The sequence below is a fragment of the Candidatus Corynebacterium faecigallinarum genome (genome assembly GCF_052264515.1).
Lineage (GTDB): Bacteria > Actinomycetota > Actinomycetes > Mycobacteriales > Mycobacteriaceae > Corynebacterium > Corynebacterium faecigallinarum.
The window spans coordinates 1-17,035 of the sequence record NZ_JBQQOC010000024.1 but is presented as its reverse complement, the minus strand read 5'-3'; the positions used below and the strand labels follow the sequence as shown (position 1 = coordinate 17,035).

Annotated in this window: 11 protein-coding genes and 1 tRNA gene; 4 read left to right on the top strand and 8 right to left on the bottom strand. The window is 67.3% G+C overall.

What is annotated here, in order from left to right:
- The first annotated feature begins 23 nt into the window (after positions 1 to 23).
- Entirely contained in the window at positions 24 to 836 is an 813-nt protein-coding gene (locus ACTXPP_RS11550) for a response regulator (RefSeq protein WP_443342204.1), read from the top strand.
- Here the strand turns inward: ACTXPP_RS11550 and ACTXPP_RS11545 are convergent.
- Positions 798 to 2,240, bottom strand: a complete 1,443-nt coding sequence (locus tag ACTXPP_RS11545) for a UDP-glucose dehydrogenase family protein (RefSeq protein WP_443342203.1) — start codon at positions 2,238 to 2,240, stop codon at positions 798 to 800. The two genes, ACTXPP_RS11550 and ACTXPP_RS11545, sit on opposite strands and share 39 nt — an antisense overlap.
- Before the next feature lie 164 nt (positions 2,241 to 2,404).
- On the opposite strand from ACTXPP_RS11545, the gene ACTXPP_RS11540 reads away from it, so the two are divergent.
- The gene (locus ACTXPP_RS11540) at positions 2,405 to 4,297 is read left to right on the top strand and encodes an alpha/beta hydrolase (protein WP_443342202.1); all 1,893 of its coding nucleotides are present in this window, start codon (positions 2,405 to 2,407) and stop codon (positions 4,295 to 4,297) included.
- Positions 4,298 to 4,684: 387 nt separating this feature from the next.
- On the opposite strand, the gene dcd is transcribed toward ACTXPP_RS11540, so the two are convergent.
- Both dcd and ACTXPP_RS11530 read right to left on the bottom strand, forming a co-directional pair.
- On the bottom strand, positions 4,685 to 5,296 hold the full coding sequence (dcd, locus tag ACTXPP_RS11535) for a dCTP deaminase (RefSeq protein ID WP_301496630.1): 612 nt from the start codon (positions 5,294 to 5,296) through the stop codon (positions 4,685 to 4,687).
- Positions 5,297 to 5,306: 10 nt separating this feature from the next.
- Complete coding sequence (locus ACTXPP_RS11530; protein ID WP_443342201.1) at positions 5,307 to 7,172, bottom strand: glycoside hydrolase family 2 protein; 1,866 nt, start codon at positions 7,170 to 7,172, stop codon at positions 5,307 to 5,309.
- 137 nt (positions 7,173 to 7,309) lie between these two features.
- On the opposite strand from ACTXPP_RS11530, the gene ACTXPP_RS11525 reads away from it, so the two are divergent.
- Positions 7,310 to 7,383 (top strand) — tRNA-Gly (locus ACTXPP_RS11525).
- A gap of 361 nt (positions 7,384 to 7,744) precedes the next feature.
- On the opposite strand, the gene ACTXPP_RS11520 is transcribed toward ACTXPP_RS11525, so the two are convergent.
- On the bottom strand, positions 7,745 to 8,686 hold the full coding sequence (locus ACTXPP_RS11520; protein WP_443342200.1) for a dioxygenase family protein: 942 nt from the start codon (positions 8,684 to 8,686) through the stop codon (positions 7,745 to 7,747).
- Between the two features lie 191 nt (positions 8,687 to 8,877).
- Complete coding sequence (locus tag ACTXPP_RS11515) at positions 8,878 to 10,500, bottom strand: GntR family transcriptional regulator (protein ID WP_443342199.1); 1,623 nt, start codon at positions 10,498 to 10,500, stop codon at positions 8,878 to 8,880.
- A gap of 167 nt (positions 10,501 to 10,667) precedes the next feature.
- Between ACTXPP_RS11515 and ACTXPP_RS11510 the strand changes: the two genes are divergently transcribed.
- Positions 10,668 to 14,282 carry a proline dehydrogenase family protein gene (locus ACTXPP_RS11510; protein ID WP_443342198.1) on the top strand — a complete coding sequence of 1,205 codons (3,615 nt, stop codon included), beginning with the start codon at positions 10,668 to 10,670 and terminating at the stop codon, positions 14,280 to 14,282.
- Here the strand turns inward: ACTXPP_RS11510 and ACTXPP_RS11505 are convergent.
- The 3 genes from ACTXPP_RS11505 to ACTXPP_RS11495 are packed head-to-tail and all read right to left on the bottom strand — an operon-like array spanning position 14,279 to position 16,977.
- Entirely contained in the window at positions 14,279 to 14,881 is a 603-nt protein-coding gene (locus tag ACTXPP_RS11505) for an IS5 family transposase (protein WP_443342197.1), read from the bottom strand. The two genes, ACTXPP_RS11510 and ACTXPP_RS11505, sit on opposite strands and share 4 nt — an antisense overlap.
- Entirely contained in the window at positions 14,790 to 15,200 is a 411-nt protein-coding gene (locus ACTXPP_RS11500; RefSeq protein ID WP_443342196.1) for a transposase, read from the bottom strand. The genes ACTXPP_RS11505 and ACTXPP_RS11500 overlap by 92 nt, the downstream gene beginning before the upstream one ends.
- 46 nt (positions 15,201 to 15,246) lie before the next feature.
- Positions 15,247 to 16,977 carry an MFS transporter gene (locus ACTXPP_RS11495; protein WP_443342195.1) on the bottom strand — a complete coding sequence of 577 codons (1,731 nt, stop codon included), beginning with the start codon at positions 16,975 to 16,977 and terminating at the stop codon, positions 15,247 to 15,249.
- Positions 16,978 to 17,035: the final 58 nt, after the last annotated feature.

Sequence of the window (17,035 nt, the reverse complement as noted above, 5' to 3'; positions counted from 1 at the left end):
TCACCTGAACCACCTAGAACACAGTGGCATCCACCCCCATCCGCCTGCTCATCGTCGACGATGACCCGCTCGTCCTGTCGTCGTTACGTCTCTACTTCGCTGCCCCCGCCGCCGCCGACATCGAGATCGTCGCCGAGGCAGCAACCGGGCACGAGGCACTGGAGATACTGCAGGCCACGCCAGTCGATGAGCGGATCGACGTCGTCATGGCCGACATCCACATGCCTGGTATGAGCGGGGTGGAGTTGCTCGGCGAGATCCGGGCGATCGACAATCCGCCCGAGTTCGTCGCCATGACCGCACTCGACGAAGAGGAGACCATGCTCTCCATCCTCGCCCAGGGTGGTCGCGGATACATCCTGAAGAGCTCACGCCCGGAATTCATCACCGACACCGTGCTTGCGGCCGTCGGCGGCGGCACCGTGGTCAGCCCCCAACCGGCGTCCCGGCTGGTCCAGCACCTGTCCACACTCTCTTCGGACGCTGCGACGGACGTTTCTGAGAACGTTACGGCGGACGATTCCGCGCCCACCGCCCCGACCACGACGGCCGGGGAACCTGGTCTCGGCGACGATGCCGGGGTGTCCGAATCGGCCGTCGCGTCACCGCAGGCTGGACGCACCCGCCGCCTGCCCCGCCTGTCCGCCTCCGAGGAGCGCGTCCTGGGACTGATCTGCGACGGGCTGTCCAACACCGAGATCAGCAAGAAAACCGGACGCTCCGCCAGCGCAGTGAAGAAGCAGATCTCGAACCTGCTGGTGAAGTTCGGCGCGGGCTCCCGCGTTCAGCTCGCCGTGCTAGCCATAGAGGCCGGCTTCATTCCCGACCCCCACTGACACCTGTGGTCCGCCCTGCAACCCGCGGCCGACGGAGCGCCCCAACCCACGGTAACTCCACCCCGCAGCGACCCACTCCTCGGCCGGCAGGCAGTTGCGTCCGTCCAACACCACCGGACGGGCGACGCACTCGCGCGCGGCGACCGGATCCAACTCGCGGAACTCAGACCACTCGGTGGCCACGATGACCACCTCCGCGTCCGTCAACGCCTCCTCGACGGTGTCGGCGTAGTCCAGCGTCGGGAACAGTCGGCGTGCATTGTCGTTGCCCATCGGGTCGTACACCCTGACCTGCGCTCCAGCCAGCGACAGCGAACCGGCGACATTCAGTGCCGGGGAATCACGGACATCATCGCTCTCGGGCTTGAACGTCGCGCCGAGCACCGTCACCCGGTGGCCCAGGACGTCGCCGCCGCAGGCCTTGCGGGTCAGGTTGACCAGCTTCTCGCGGCGGCGCATGTTGATCGAGTCGATCTCGCGCAGGAAAGTCAGCGTCTGGTCGGCACCCAGCTCGCCGGCGCGGGCCATGAACGCCCGGATATCTTTCGGCAGGCACCCGCCGCCGAAACCGAGGCCGGCGTGGAGGAACTTGCGTCCGATCCGTTCATCCATCCCGATCGCGGTCGCCAGCTGCGTGACATCCGCACCGGATGCCTCACACACCTCGCTGACGGCGTTGATGAAGCTGATCTTCGTGGCCAGGAACGCATTCGCCGAGACCTTCACCAACTCCGCGGTCGGCAGGTCGACCAGCACGAACGGCGACGGGGTCTGCTCGGTGACCTGATCTGGGGCGGCCGGGTCGATACAGCCGGCGTAAACCTCCCGCAGAGTGTCCTCCACCTTCTGCGCCGAAGACGTTCCCGGCTCCGCGACACCGACCACGATGCGGTCGGGGGCCAGCGTGTCACGCACCGCGCGGCCCTCGCGGAGGAACTCCGGGTTCCAGCAGACCTCCACGTTCTGCTCCGCGACATCCTCGCGGTAGCCCAGCTCATTGATCCGCTCCTGCAGAGCGACGGCGGTCCCGACCGGCACCGTCGACTTGCCGACGATCAGGTGGTCGCCGGCCAACAGGGGGACAAGCTCGTCGACGACCGCCTCCACGAACCGGGTGTCCGCCCGGTAGGAGCCCTTGCGTTGCGGGGTGCCGACACCGATGAAGTGGACACTGCCGTGCCCTGCAGCCTCGACGTAGGACGTCGTGAACCGCAGTCGACCTGCGGAAATATTGCGGGCCAGCAGTGAGTCCAACCCCTTCTCGTGGAAGGGTGCGTGTCCGTCGTTGAGGGAGTCGACCTTCGCCGGGTCGACGTCGACGCCGAGAACGTCGTGGCCGAGTTCTGCCATGCAGGCGGCGTGGGTGGCTCCGAGATATCCGGTTCCGAAGACGGTGAGCTTCATGAGTCCCATATCTAGCAGTGAGGGGCAGACTGCGGGTGGACCGAGCATTGCGTGGGGCTGAGAAGTCAGTGGCCGTCGGGTGAACTCGGGAGCAGAACTCTGCTTCGACACAGGGCCGACCACCTGCACGGATGTCCACAGCGCCCCCGGTAGGCTTGGCGCACATGACGAGGCGAGGCGACGAGGCCCCCGAGGACTCCACGCAGGACGGACTGTTCCCCGACCACCAGGGGGACTACCGGGACAGCGACCATCGCGGTGACGACCGCGGTGAGGACAGGAATGTCGCGTTGGACGACCGGGACGCATCGGACGCGTCCGACACGTCCGACGCGTCCGACACCTCCGCAAAGAAGAACGACCGCCCCGAACCGATCTTCGACATCGCCTGGGGGCCGATGCTCAACCGCTACCGGATGCGGCTGAGCTTCACCGGCATGCTCACCGCAACCGTCTTCCTCTTCCTCTCCATGTCCTCCTCACTGCTGCCCCGCGGCGCGGTGTTCCAGGGCCTAGTCAGTGGCGCGGCCGCGGCGCTGGGCTACATGCTGGGGGTGGCGGCGTCCTGGCTGTTCTGGTTCATGCTGTCGAAGGAGAAGCGCAGGATCAGCGAACGCAACCACAGTTGGCTCTGGTGGGGCCCGCTGGGTGTCATCGCGGCCGTCGGCTCCATCGTCATGCTGCGCCGCTTCCGGATGTGGCAGAACGAGGTCCGTGAAATGGTCGACGTCGACCCGCTGGGCTGGAGTGCGTACATCGTCGTGCCGCTGGTGGCGATCCTGGTCTTCGCCGTGCTGATGCTCATCGGACAGGGCTGGGGCCTGATGACCCGCACGATCTTCCGCTGGTTGAACCGCATCGTCCCGCCGCGGATCTCCGCGGTGACTGCTGGCGCGCTGATGGTGGTGCTCACCATGTTCCTGGCCAACGGTGTCATCGCCACCAACTCCATGCGGGCGCTCAACACCGTGTTCGCCGCGACGAACACCGACACGAAGAAGGGGACGGAGCGTCCGACCTCCGAGAGTCGCTCCGGCAGCACCGACTCGCTGGTGTCCTGGGAGTCGCTGGGCCGGGAGGGCCGCTCCTTCGTCGCCAAGGGGCCCACCACCGAGGAGTTGGAGGACTTCAACGGCTCGGAGGCCACCGAACCGGTGCGCGCCTTCGTGGGCATGGCGGACGCCGATGCCGACCTGCGGGAGAATGCCGAACTCGCTGCCGAGGAACTGGTGCGCGCCGGCGGGCTGGACCGCGAAGTCATCGCCATCGGCTCGGCGACAGGCTCCGGCTGGATCAACCAGGCCACCGTCTCCTCCCTGGAGTACATGTACAACGGCGACGTGGCGACGGTGTCGATGCAGTACTCCTACCTGCCCAGCTGGCTGTCGTTCCTGGTGGACAGTGAGCGCGCCCGGCAGGCCGGGGTCGCGCTGTTCGAGGCGGTGGACGCCAAGGTGCAGGAACTTCCGGAGCGGAAGCGTCCTGAGGTGGTCGTCTTCGGTGAGTCCCTGGGGTCCTTCGGCGCCGAGGCCGCATTCGGCACGGTGCCGACGCTGTCGGCCCGTACCGACGGTGCGCTGTTCGCCGGCCCGACGTTCAACAATGAGCTGTGGCAGGAGATGACCACGCACCGTGATCCCGGCTCGCGCCAGCGGCTGCCGGTGTACGAGGGTGGCGAGAGCGTGCGCTTCATGTCGGACGCGGAGGACCTGGCGGAGTTTGCCGAGGAGCACCCTGACGCCGAATGGGACAGACCGCGGACGGTCTACCTGCAGCATTCCTCGGATCCGATCACCTTCTGGTCGCCCGACCTGATCCTGGAGCGGCCGGACTGGATGGAGGAGCCGACTGGACGCGGCACGCCCGACATGACCTGGCTGCCGTTCATCTCCTTCCTGCAGGTGTCGGCGGACATGGCTGTGTCGCTGGACGTTCCGGACGGTCATGGCCACAACTACGTCTCCGGGATCCCGGTGGCGTGGGCGGAGATCCTGGAGCCGGACGGGTGGACGGACGAGAAGACCGAGGAGCTCATCCCGCTGCTGTCGCGCTCCTGACGGGAGCCGGACTCAGAGGTGCCAGACGGGAGCCAATCGTTACGGATTAGCGGTTCCGCCGCCAACGAAGCCTGCGATCTGTAACGCTTAGCTCCCCGACCACGTACCCGGCAGATCCCCACCGACGATGCAGAGACACTCCAGCGGGCTGCCATGGTTCTCCAAGGAGTGCTCCGTAGATTAAATGTCAGCGCCTCCGGAGAACCCCGGAGTCAACGCAACGATCATGGTGAAACCCGTTCCCCACGGAAGGACCGACATACGGTAGCTGAGCATTCTCCTCTTGAAACGTCAGCAGTGAGCCCCCGGCCAGCGTCCTGGACGCAGACCGGGGGCGAACTGTATGCGGGGGTTGCTGCATCGGAACGGCAGGACGCAGCGGCGCCACTACCGCCGGAAGTTCAGGTACGCCTTCGACGGCGTCGGTCCGCGCTGCCCCTGGTACTTCGACCCCAAAGGCCCGGAGCCGTAGGGGGATTCGGCGGCACTGCTCAGCCCGAACAGCGCGAGCTGGCCGATCTTCATTCCGGGGTACAGGGCGATCGGCAGGTTGGCGGTATTCGACAGCTCCAGGGTGATGTGACCGTTGAAGCCGGGGTCGACGAAGCCGGCAGTGGAATGGGTCAGCAGACCGAGGCGTCCCAACGAGGACTTTCCCTCCAGCCGGGCGGCGAGGTTGTCCGGCACGGTGACGAACTCCAGGGTGGAGCCGAGGACGAACTCGCCGGGGTGCAGGATGAAGGCGTCGGTGGAGACCCCACCCTCCACGACCGGGACATCGTCTTCACCGGAACCGTCGCCGACCTCGACCAGCGTGGTGAGGTCCTCCTGCGGCTGGCGCGGGTCGATGTGGGTGTACTTCGAGTTGTTGAAGACCCGGAAGTAGCGGTCGAGGCGCACGTCGATGCTGGACGGCTGCACGAGGTCGGGGTCGTACGGGTCCAGGGCGAGGTCGCCGGAGTCGAGTGCGGCGCGGATGTCTCGATCGGATAGAAGCACGGCACTTACTCTACCCGGCGATGATCCGCCGTAAGGTCTCGACCGGTAGCTTCGGTGAACGATCTGCCCGCAACAGACCGTTGGCTTCCTGCAGTGTGTCGGTGAGCTGCGTATAGCAGAAGCCCGCGAGGCGGTCGCTGGAGCGGATGGCCGCGAACAGGTCGCTGAGGAGTTGCTCGTAGGCCTCGGACGAGCCGACGGTGGCGTACCCCCAGGTCCCGGCGTCGCCGTCTCCGCCGTCCTCGCCGTCCTCGCCGGTGTGGGCGATGCCACCGAACTCGGTGACCATGAGCGGGGCGTCGGCGGGTGCGGCGTCCCGACCCGTGTCCGACGACAGTAGGACGCGACGACCGTTCGGCGCGAAGGACCGGAGCAGCTCGTCCGTCCGCGCGGGGTCGTTCCAGTTCTTCCTCAGAGCCGCGGCGTCGGTGGTGTAGTCGTGGACGCCGACGATGTCGCTGCCGCTGTCACCGCCGCTGTGTTCCCAGCCGTCGTTGCCGACCACGGGACGATGCGGATCGAGGGCTCGGGTCAGCGCGGCCAGCGCGGCGACGAGCGAGCGCTGCTCGGGCGCGTGGGCGAGGTCGGTGACACCCCAGCTTTCGTTGACCGGAACCCAGGTGACGATGGAGGGATGGCCGCGGTACTGTCTCACGATCTCCGCCCATTCGCTGGTCAGCGCCGCTGCCCCGCGAGTGCTGAAGGCGTAGGGTGAGGCGGTCTCACCCCACACCAGCAGCCCGAGGCGGTCAGCCCAGTAGTGGAAGCGTGGGTCCTCGGTCTTCTGGTGGACGCGCACCGCGTTGAATCCGAGTTCTCGGATGACCTCGACTTCTTCGCGGTAGGTGTCGACGGTCGTTGCAGTGAAGTGGCTGTCGGTCCAGTAGCCCTGTTCCAGGACGGAGCGGACGTAGTAGGGGTGGTCGTTGAGCAGGAAGTGTCCGCGGTCGACGCCGACGGTGCGTAGTCCGCAGTAGGTGGCGGCGTGGTCGGTGACATCATCGGCGACGACGAGTTCGAGTCCGATGTCGACGAGGTTCGGGCTCTCCGGGCTCCACAGGTAGGCCTCGCGGTGGAGCGTGTTGCGCAGGGTCGGCAGGTCGACGGTGCCGCGGACCAGGTCGTTGGACGCTCCTGTGCTGAGCCTCCCGAGGATCTCCTCACCCGAGCGCAGGGTCAGCCGCAGCTCGGTGTCCTCCCGTGGCGTCCGGCTGAGCTCCACCTCGAAGTCGACGCGACCATGCACGGGATCGTAGGTCCAGGTCGAGTCGATGATGTGGGTGGCCGGAACCTCCTCCAGCCAGACGCTGCGCCAGATGCCGGTGCTGCGCTGGTACCAGATGCCGTGAGGTTCAGGCTTCCAGTCCTGCTTGCCGCGCGGGTACTCACTCTGGATGGGGTCGTCCTCGGCGCGGACGACGAGCTTGTGGTGGGTGCCGTCATCCAGCGCGTCGGTGATGTCGAGTGTGAACGCGGTCTGGCCGCCGCGGTGCGAGCCGACGTGCTGTCCGTCGACCCAAACGTCCGCGGAATGGTCGACGGCACCGAAGTGCAGCAGGAGTCGGCGGTCAGGGTCGGACGCTGCGGCGGCGTCGGCGTCCAACGCTGCATCCAACTCAAGCTCCCGCCGGTACCAGACGACCTGGTGGTAGCCGGCGTCGCCGATGCCGGAGGCTGCAGATTCGGGGACGAACGGCACCAGGATCTCGCGGTCGAACCGGTGGGGTTTTTCCGGGGCATGCCAATGCTCGCGGCGTCCAACGTCCTTGTCGTCGTAGGCGAAGCGCCAGGGACCGTCGAGGGAGGTCCAGTGCTCGCGGACGAGGAGGGGGCGTGGGTGGGTGCCGTTCTGTGTGGTGGCGCGCAGTGGTGTCATCGCGAATCCACCTTAGCCAGGCGACCTGTGAGCTTGCTACGGCCGTGACCTGCCCGGTTGCTGATCGACCGGTCGATGCGTCGAGCGCTGACGGTGGTGTGTTAGAGTCTCTCTCGGAGCACCTCATCGGCGCCCCTGCCGATGTAGTTCAATGGTAGAACATCAGCTTCCCAAGCTGAATACGCGGGTTCGATTCCCGTCATCGGCTCCATATAAGAACCCCTTCCCCGCCTGCGGGGAAGGGGTTCATCGGTTCCTGGACCTCTGGGGGTTAATGGTCAGAATGTGTGTCTACTGCGGGCGTGTCACCGGCCGACCCAGCCTTTCTGCACTCCCATAGAGGGGACAACAACCATTCTCGATCGAGAGTGGTTGTTCTGATCCACACAGTGGCCTTCAGTGGTGTACTCGCGGCCTACCCCCCCCCACTCTCTGGACCCCGGCGGACTTCACTGGATCGTCGGTGATGGCACGGTGATACTCGCCCGCTCATCTGCGGCGGGAGGGCTGTCGGGCACGCATGCGGGTGGTGTTTTGTCACGTACCCTGGGCGAATAGCTGTCCGAGAGCTATTATCCTGTCTTTTCGCCGGGGTGATCTGCTACGCAGTGCGGAACCCGGACACACATTCTGACCATTAACCCACGTCTGGCGCCGAGTACAGATCTGTCACCGGCCATGGTGGCCATCTGCAGCTCCCCACCGTCATCGCCGAAGACGTTGTCGGAGTCGAGGGTGCCCTGCGCGAGGTTCTCGGTGGAGCCCTCGTAGGTGTCGAGCTCGTAGACCTCGGTGACGACGTCCTCCGGCAGCGCAAGCTGCGAGGTGGAGATCGCGTTCTCCGCGTCGTCGATCGAGTCGATGTCGGGGTAGACCTCGAAGTGGATGTGCGGCCAGCGTCCCGGGTAGCTGGCGGGGACGATGGAGGTGTAGGTGACCTGGCCGTTCGCGTCGGCGACTTGCACTCCGCGCAGCCAGGTGGCGTCCTCCACGCCCTCGGAGTACATGGAGTAGCGCCCCTCGGCATCGCAGTGCCAGGCGTAGACGGCCACGCCCTCGAAGGGCGCGTCGTCATTATCCATGTCGGTGATGGTGAGGGTGAACTCCAGCGGCACGCCGTCGACCGGGTCGTCTTCCCCGATGCTGGAGCGGATATCGCTGCGTTCGATGCCGGACTCCTCCAGGATGTCCGGCCCGTTCGAGCCGTCTGCCGGGTACGGGCCGGCGGTCTCGTCCGGGATCTCGCCGGACGGCAGGTCGCCGGACGCTGCGGCGGCGGTGCTGTCGGCGGTGGAGGAGGCTGCGCTGCTGGACCCGTCGGTCGAGCAGGCGACCAGTGCCAGCGAGCCGACACCGGCGGCGCCGACGCCGAGGAAGACTCGGCGGCTCATGAGGGTCTTGACGTCGAAGCTGACGCCCTGGTCGACGACCTCCTCGTCGGGGCGGTCGAGCAGACGGCCTTCGTAGGCCGGCCCGTCGGGGGTCTGGGTGGGTTCCGGGACTCCGGTTGCCATGATTCTTCTCCTTGGCTGGTGGTGGCCGGTGTGTGGTCTTGCCGGCCCTGCGGTTGTGACACCTATGAGTCTTCCGCCCGACCCCACCTGTCCGCGTCCCCCAGACGCAGACACCTTGCGTACCGCATCTGCGGTACGCCCCCTACTCCCCCGTACTCCCCCTACTTTCCGGACGCCCCGTTTTCGCCGTGCTACTTCACCTTGCCGACCAACTGCTCCCACAATTCGGGATCGAACCTGGTCGGCGAGACGTAGACCATGTGCCGGACCGCGTTGTCGAGCTTGCCGCGCCACACCCGCAGCGCAGTTTCCTTGCCGGACTCACCGGACATCAGCGCATCGAGGAGGGAGCGGTCATCGCTGACGATGCGCTGCACCGCCGGGGTGTAGTCCAGCTGCAGCACCGAGATGAACATGCGGAGACGCAGCGTGAGCTGGTGGAAGATGCGGGAAGACTGCGGCAGGCCGCTGGCGTCGGCCAGGGTCTGCTGGAAATGCAGGTCCGCCTGGTCCACGTCAGCCGCCGTGCCCTGTTCGGCGGCGGCGACCACACCGCGTAGCGCCAGTTGGGAGGCCAACAGGTGGTGCCGGGAGCGGGCTGTGCAGGCCCGCAGGATCACCCGGCCGACCTGGAGGCGGGCGGCGTACAGGTCGATGATGTCCTTGCCGGTGACCAACGGCAGGGCGAAGGAACCTCCGGAGGTGGTGAGCAGACCGTCGTCGACCATGCGCCGCATCGCGGAGCGGACCGCAGAGACCGGGATGTCCATGTGTTGGGCGAGCCGGGGGCTCGTGACCCGGTCTCCTGCCTGGTAGCCGGCGTTCATGATCTCCTTGCGCAGGGCAATGGCGATCTGCTCGGTGACCGAGATTTCGTTCTGCAAATGTCTCGGTGTTGTGTCCATCCTGGCGTTGGTCGGGGGAGGATACTCCGCCAGGGATAAGTAATTCGAGTCAAAATCCGCATCGCTTCGCCGGGTACGCCGTGCGTCGGATGAGGTATCAGGTGCAGAGCCAGAGGCAGTACCGGACGCCGCGTCCCCCTCCCCGGTGGACCGGGTGCGGGGCACCGTACGCTGCCACTGCACCCCGTGCAGTCCACGTCCCACCGCACCGGACAGTCGGGCCAGCAGATCACCGGGAATGGCGTCCACCGACGCGGCGCAGGAATCCAGTACCGCAGAAACCTGTGCCAGGAATGCATCCCACCCCTGCCCGCCGGGCTCCCAGATCACCCGCAGCACCCCGGCCGGGAGAGGATCGTCCCCGGCGTCGAACGCTGCCTGCCGCTGCGGCCAGCCGGACACCCCGGAAACCCGGAGCACCGCCATCACCGCCGCCGCACGACGTGCCGAGGCCTGCCGTTCACCGTGAACCTCCCGTCCACCCTGCTCGAACAGGATCGTCAGCCGCGGGTACTCCACCCGGAACTCCCGGACCCGGAGGTTGCGCGGGTTCTCAGGCTCGGCCCGCTCCACGACCGGCAGCCGCACATCGGCGGTCGCGGCGCCCTCGGCAACCCCGGCGTTCCCCGCAGCTCCGGCGGCCCCGGCAGCCGCGGGACCGGCACCGGAACGGATCCGGCGCATCGCCCGGCTCACCACCGGCTGACTCAACCCGGTCATCAGCGCGATGCGTCGGGAGGAGTAGTCGCGTCCGCCCACTCTCGGGCCGGCGGTGGCGAGCACGCCGGCGACGATGTCGTCCGCAGCGTCCTGAATCCGTGGTCGGCCCCGCCGCGGAAGCGGTGACTCCCCCGGCATGCCCGCAGCCCGGACTGCCGCTGCGTCACCAGTCGGATTGCTGTCAGTCATGCCCACCATGCTCCCACAATTGTCGAACAATCCCAGCATTTCTGACTCAAACAAGACCTGTCACCGGAATCACCCCTTTCCCCTTCGGACTGACCACAACCAGACTGATCGGACAAGAGACGCAACGGACAACGTTACGACTACGCGCACCCGAGGAGGACCCCATCGTGATCACCGACAACCGCACCCCCGACACCACTCATCTCACCGAACTGGCCGAGGCCGCTGTCGACAAGGTCGTCGCCTGGCTGAAGGCCAGCCAGTCTGCCGCGGGCACCAAGGGCGCCAAGAAGCACGCCAACCCCGCCGCCGAGCGCCTGGCCGCAGTGCTGTCCGACCCCAACGGTCTCGACTTCACCGTCGGCTTCGTCGACCGTGTGGTGCGCACCGAGGACCGCAAGGCCGCCGCCCGAGCCCTCGCCGAACTCGGCAACATCACGCCCGCCACCCTCGGCGCCCTGGACCGTGCCCAGATCATGATGGGCTCCAAGCTGGGAACCACCTTCCCCGACATCGTCGTGCCCGTCGCCCAGCAGCGCATCCGCGGCATGGTCGGCCACATGATCGTCGACGCCCGCGAGAACAAGTTCGGCAAAGCCGTCGCCGAACTCACCGCTGGCGGACACCGCCTGAACATCAACCTCCTCGGCGAAGCCGTCCTCGGCGAGACGGAGGCCGACAAGCACCTCGAGGACACCCGCCGACTCCTCGCCCGCGACGACGTCGACTACGTCTCGATCAAGGTCTCCTCCATCTCCTCCCAGCTGTCCATGTGGGGCTTCAACGACACCGTCGACTACGTCGTCGACCGCCTCACCCCGCTGTACCTCGAGGCCGCCAAGGCCCCGGCCGGCTCCAAGTTCATCAACCTGGACATGGAGGAGTACAACGACCTGAAACTCACCATCGCCGTCTTCCGTCGCATGCTGAGCCTCCCGGAGACCAAGAACCTCGAGGCCGGCATCGTCCTGCAGGCCTACCTCCCCGACGCCCTCGGCGCCCTCCAGGAGCTCTCCGCCTTCGGCAACGAACGTGTCGACAACGGCGGCGCGGGCATCAAGGTCCGCCTGGTCAAGGGCGCGAACCTCGCCATGGAGACCGTCCACGCCGAGGTCGCCGACTGGCCCGTCACCACCTGCGAGTCCAAGCAGGCCACCGACGCCAACTACAAGCTGGTGCTGCACTGGGCACTGCAGCCGGAGAACATGCGAGGACTGCGCCTGGGCATCGCCGGCCACAACCTCTTCGACATCGCCTTCGGCCACCTGCTCTCCGTCGAACGCGGCGTCACCGACCGGGTCGAGTTCGAGATGCTGCAGGGCATGGCCACCGAGCAGGCCGAGGCCGTCAGTGACGATGTCGGACAGCTGCTGCTCTACGTCCCCGCCGTGCGCCCCCAGGAGTTCGACGCCGCGATCTCCTACCTGGTGCGCCGCCTGGAGGAGAACTCCGCCAGCGCCAACTTCATGTCCGGCATCTTCGACCTGGCCCCCGGCAACGAGATCTTCACCCGCGAGGCCGAGCGCTTCCGCGCCTCCCTCAAAGACCTCACCGCCATCCTCGAGGCCAACGGCCGCACCGCCCCGGCAGCCAACCACCAGCAGGACCGAAGCGCCGAGGTCGAACCGTCCTCCGACGAGCTCGCCGCGTCCTACACCCCCGAGAACGGCGGCATCCCCGGCTTCGTCAACGAGCCGGACACCAACCCCGCACTGACCGCCAACCAGAAGTGGGCCGCCGACGCCATCGCCACCTCCGCGCAGGACGGCTGGATCGACGCGCAGCTCAGCCCCCGTATCATCGGCAACGACGAGATCGACACCCTCGTCGCCGACACCCACAACGCCGCCGCCGACTGGGCCGCCCGCCCGGCCGCCGAGCGCGCCGCGATCCTCTACCGCACCGCCGACATCCTCGCCGCCCGCCGCGGCCACCTGGTGTCCATCGCCGCCGCCGAGGTGGGCAAGGCCGTGTCGCAGTCGGACGCCGAGATCTCCGAGGCCATCGACTTCGCCCGCTACTACGCCAACCTCGCGATGGAACTCGAGGACATCGAGTCGGCTGACGGTGTGCGCTTCAGCCCGGACAAGGTCGTGCTGGTCACCCCGCCGTGGAACTTCCCGCTGGCCATCCCCGCCGGCGGCACCTTCGCCGCCCTGGCCGCCGGTGCCGCGGTGATCCACAAGCCCTCCAAGCCCACCCCGCACTGCTCCATGGCCATCATCGAGGCCGCCTGGGACGCCGGAGTCCCGCGCGAGGTGCTGCACGGTGTGTACCCCGCCGACCGCGGTGCAGGACGCACCCTGGTCAGCCACCCCTCGGTCGACCGCGTGATCCTCACCGGCGCCTCCGAGACCGCCGCGATGTTCGAGTCCTGGCGTCCCGAGCTGGTCATCAACGCCGAGACCTCCGGCAAGAACGGCATCATCGTCACCCCCTCGGCCGACCGCGACCTCGCCGTGGCCGACCTGGTGTACTCCGCCTTCGGCCACGCCGGCCAGAAGTGCTCCGCGGCATCGTTGGGCATCCTCGTCGGCTCCGTCTACGACTCCAAGCGCTTCCGCCGCCAGCTGCTGGACGCCGCCTCCTCGATGATCGTCGACTGGCCGACCAACATGCGTGCCGACATGGGCCCGCTCACCGAGCTGCCCTCCGACAAGCTGGAGCGTGCCCTGACCACCCTGGAGCCCGGCGAGTCCTGGCTGCTGAAGCCCAAGCAGCTGGACGACTCCGGTCGCCTGTGGACCCCCGGAATCAAGGAGGGCGTGAAGCCCGGCTCCTTCTTCCACCTCACCGAGGTCTTCGGACCGGTGCTCGGCCTGATGCGCGCCAAGGACCTGGACGAGGCCCTGGAGCTGCAGAACGCCACCGACTTCGGCCTGACCGGCGGTATCCACAGCCTCGACACCCACGAGGTGCGGCAGTGGGTCGACGAGATCGAGGTCGGCAACGCCTACGTCAACCGCGGCATCACCGGCGCGATCGTGCAACGCCAGTCCTTCGGCGGCTGGAAGCAGTCCTCGGTGGGCCTGGGTTCCAAGGCCGGTGGCCCGAACTACGTCATGCTGATGGGCCGCTGGAGCAACGCCGCGGGTGCCGGCGCCGCTGACACCGATCCCACCGCCGTGGTGGAGACCGGGTCCCCGGCCGTCGACGGCTACATCGCCGAGCTGCGGTCCTCCTCCACCGTGTCCGAGTCCGAGGCCGCCTGGCTCTCGAAGGCCGGCCAGTCCGACGGTCGGGCCTGGGAGTCCGAGTTCGGCTCCCCGCGCGACCTCACCGGGCTGACCGCGGAGGCGAACATCTTCCGCTACCGTTCGGCGAACGTCGTGATGCGTATCAGCAAGGACGCCCCGGCGGTCGAGGTCGCCCGTGTCCTCCTCGCCGCCCACCAGGCTGGCGCAACGCTGCGGGTGATCGTGGACCCGGCCGCCTCCGACGAGGCGCGGTCCGTGCTCCGCACCGGGGCCCGGCTGTTCCCGCAGCTGAACACCTTCCTGGCCGACGACGACGCCTTCACCGCCGCCCTCTCCGCAGGTGACTACGATGACGAGACCGGTGTCGGTGCCCGTGTCCGCGTGATCGGGACGCTCGCCCCGGAGACGGTGACCGAGCTGGCTGCCCGCCCGGAGTTGTGCCTGCTCGACGATGACGTGACCGTGTCCGGACGCGTCGAGCTGCGCTACTGGCTCAAGGAGCAGGCCGTCTCCATGACGCTGCACCGCTTCGGCAACCCCAGCCCGGAGTTCCACGCCCTCTCCGACGAGCTGAAGCGCGGCTAGGACGTGTCTCCTAAAGGGGCCAGCCAGGCAACAATCGTCGACAGCACCGCAGCTGCCCGGTACACCACCGCCAGCTTGTCGTACCGGGTCGCCAACCCTCGCCACTGCTTGACCTTGCTGAACGCCCGCTCGACCACATCGCGGCCCTTATAGGCCTGCGCATCGAACGCCGGCGGCCTGCCACCGGCAGAGCCCTTGCTCTTCCGGCCGCGAACCTGGTCAGACTTCTCTGGAATGACTGTCTTGATCCCCCGACCGCGCAGGTAGTCCCTGGTTCCCCTCGACGGGTAAGCCCGGTCAGCGATCACCGCATCCGGGGTGGTGCGTGGCCTACCTCCACCGACCCGTGGCACACGAATGTCCTCGATGACCTCACGCAGCACCGCCCCGTCATTGCGTTGCCCACCGGTGACGACCACTGACAGTGGTCGGCCGGCCCCGTCGACACCGACATCGATCTTGGTCGACAATCCACCCCGTGATCGGCCGATTCCGTGACCTGCTGGCTCAGACGGGCAGAACCCCAGTTTCGTGTAATTCGCCCGTGCCCCCTGTGTGCTGCTCGACCCGGGGTGTGTTCGTGGCGTGCTGGTGGGCACGGTTGATCGTGGCGTCCACCGACACCGACCAGTCGATGTCACCGGCGGCATCGGCCTCAGCGAGGATCTTCCCGAGCACGGCGTCCCAGGTGCCGTCGGCGGCATACCGGCGTTGGCGTTTCCACACTGTCTGCCACGGGCCGAAGCATTCGGGCAGGTCACGACAGGCTATGCCCGTGCGGTACCGGTAGATGATGCCCTCGACGACTCGGCGGTTGTTGCGGAAATGTCGGCCCCGTCTGCCCGCCGAGGACGGCAGCATCGGTTCGATGTAGGCCCATTGGCTGTCGGTGAACTGTTGGAAGCGGTTGGTGGCCATGTCTCCACGGTCACATGTCGGACCGCTACCGTTTGGGAGACACGCCCTAGTGGCTCTCGAGAGTCGGGGACGTGACGGCCGCGGTCTCTGAAGCAGGAGCAGTCTTCGCGACCTTGGACGCCGCCTTGCCGGTCCCGTCCATCCCGCGGATGAAGATCAGCGACGCCAGGGCACCGAGCACCGCCAGCACCGCGGCAATGATGAAGATGCCGTGCAGTCCGTCGATGAAGAAGCCGAGGGTCTCGTCCGCGATGTCCTGCGACACCGCGGCGATCTCCTGGAACAGCCCGCCCTCGGCCGCGTCACGCACCGAATCGACCGTCTCCTCAGGCATGCCCGGCGGGAACGCCATCCCGTCGATCCCGGAGTTCACCCGGTCCGACAGGTACGCGCCGTAGACCGCCACACCGAACGCCGTACCCAGCGGCAGGGCGGTGTTCGCCAGCCCGGTCGCCATACCGGTGCGCTCGGTGGGCACCACCGCCACCGCCAGCGACATCACGTGCGGCAGCATCAGGCCGGTACCGGTGCCCAGCACCAGATACATCGGCAACAGGTCCGCCCAGCCCGACTCGGTGTCCATCAGCAGACCCAGCATCAGACCACCGGCCACGATGAACATGCCGATGGCCTGCACCACACCGACCGGGATCCACCGGGTCATCACCATGCCCACCGCCGAGAAGATCACCATCGGCACCGCCAGGGCGCTGGAGACGTAGCCGATCTCCAGGGCAGACAGTTCCAACTGCCCGGCGAGCCACAGGATGATGAAGGGCATCATGCCGAAGCTGAACATGCGCGAGGCGAAGGCGTTGAACGTCACCGTGGCGAACGCGGGGATGCGGAAAAGTCGGAAGTCGATCATCGCGGCGTCCCGCTTGGAGAGCTCGAACAGGATCAGCGCGGCGAACAGCAGCACACCGCCAGCCAGCGCGGCGATGATGATCTCGCTGGTCCAGCCCTGTTCCTGACCGTCGATGATGCCGTAGTTCACCAACACCAGGGAGACGATGGTGAAGATCATCGCAGCCACGGAGATCCGCGCACCGGTGCCGAGTCCCTTCCTGTCACCCTTCACAGCGCCCGTCCCGGCCCACTGCCGCTCGCTCTGCCGGGCCGCCAGCATTTTCTGCTCACCGTGAATGTCGGGGATCACGATCAGGGTGGCGATGATGACGAAGATGCCGATCGGGATGTTGATCGCGAAGATCCACTCCCACGTCCCGGTCTCCACCAGCGCACCGCCGACCAGCGGCCCAAAAGCGCTCGCCGCGCCGCCCATGCCCATCATCGCCGCGACGGCGCGGGTACGCTTCGCCGAGTTCTCCTTGTAGGACGCTGCGTCCGGGTCGCTGGTGTCGAAGGCGTCGGCGAGCAGCGGGGTACAAGTACCGAACACCAGTGCACCACCGGCTCCCTGCAGCGCGCGGAAGATGATGATCCCGGCTTCGGTGCCGGTGACAATACAGCCGATCGACGCCCCGAGGAACAGCACATGCCCGATGAGGAAGATGCGGCGACGTCCGATGATGTCCGACAGTGCCGCCGCGGCGAGCATCAGCGAGGCGAAGGTGAGGCTGTAGGCGTTGATCACCCACTGCGCGCCGGACAGCGACAGGCCGAGGTCCGCGGTGATCGCCGGCAATGCCACCAGCACGATCGTGATGTCGATGGTCATCATCACGGTGGACAGTGCGGCCACGGTCAGGCTCCACCCGACGGGACGGGGGGAGAGCCGCCGGTGACGACCGGGGACGGGACGAGAGGAAGGCATTCCACAACTGTATCGGAGGTGAAAGCTGCCCAGTACCGGGTCACGGGTTATGGCGGGA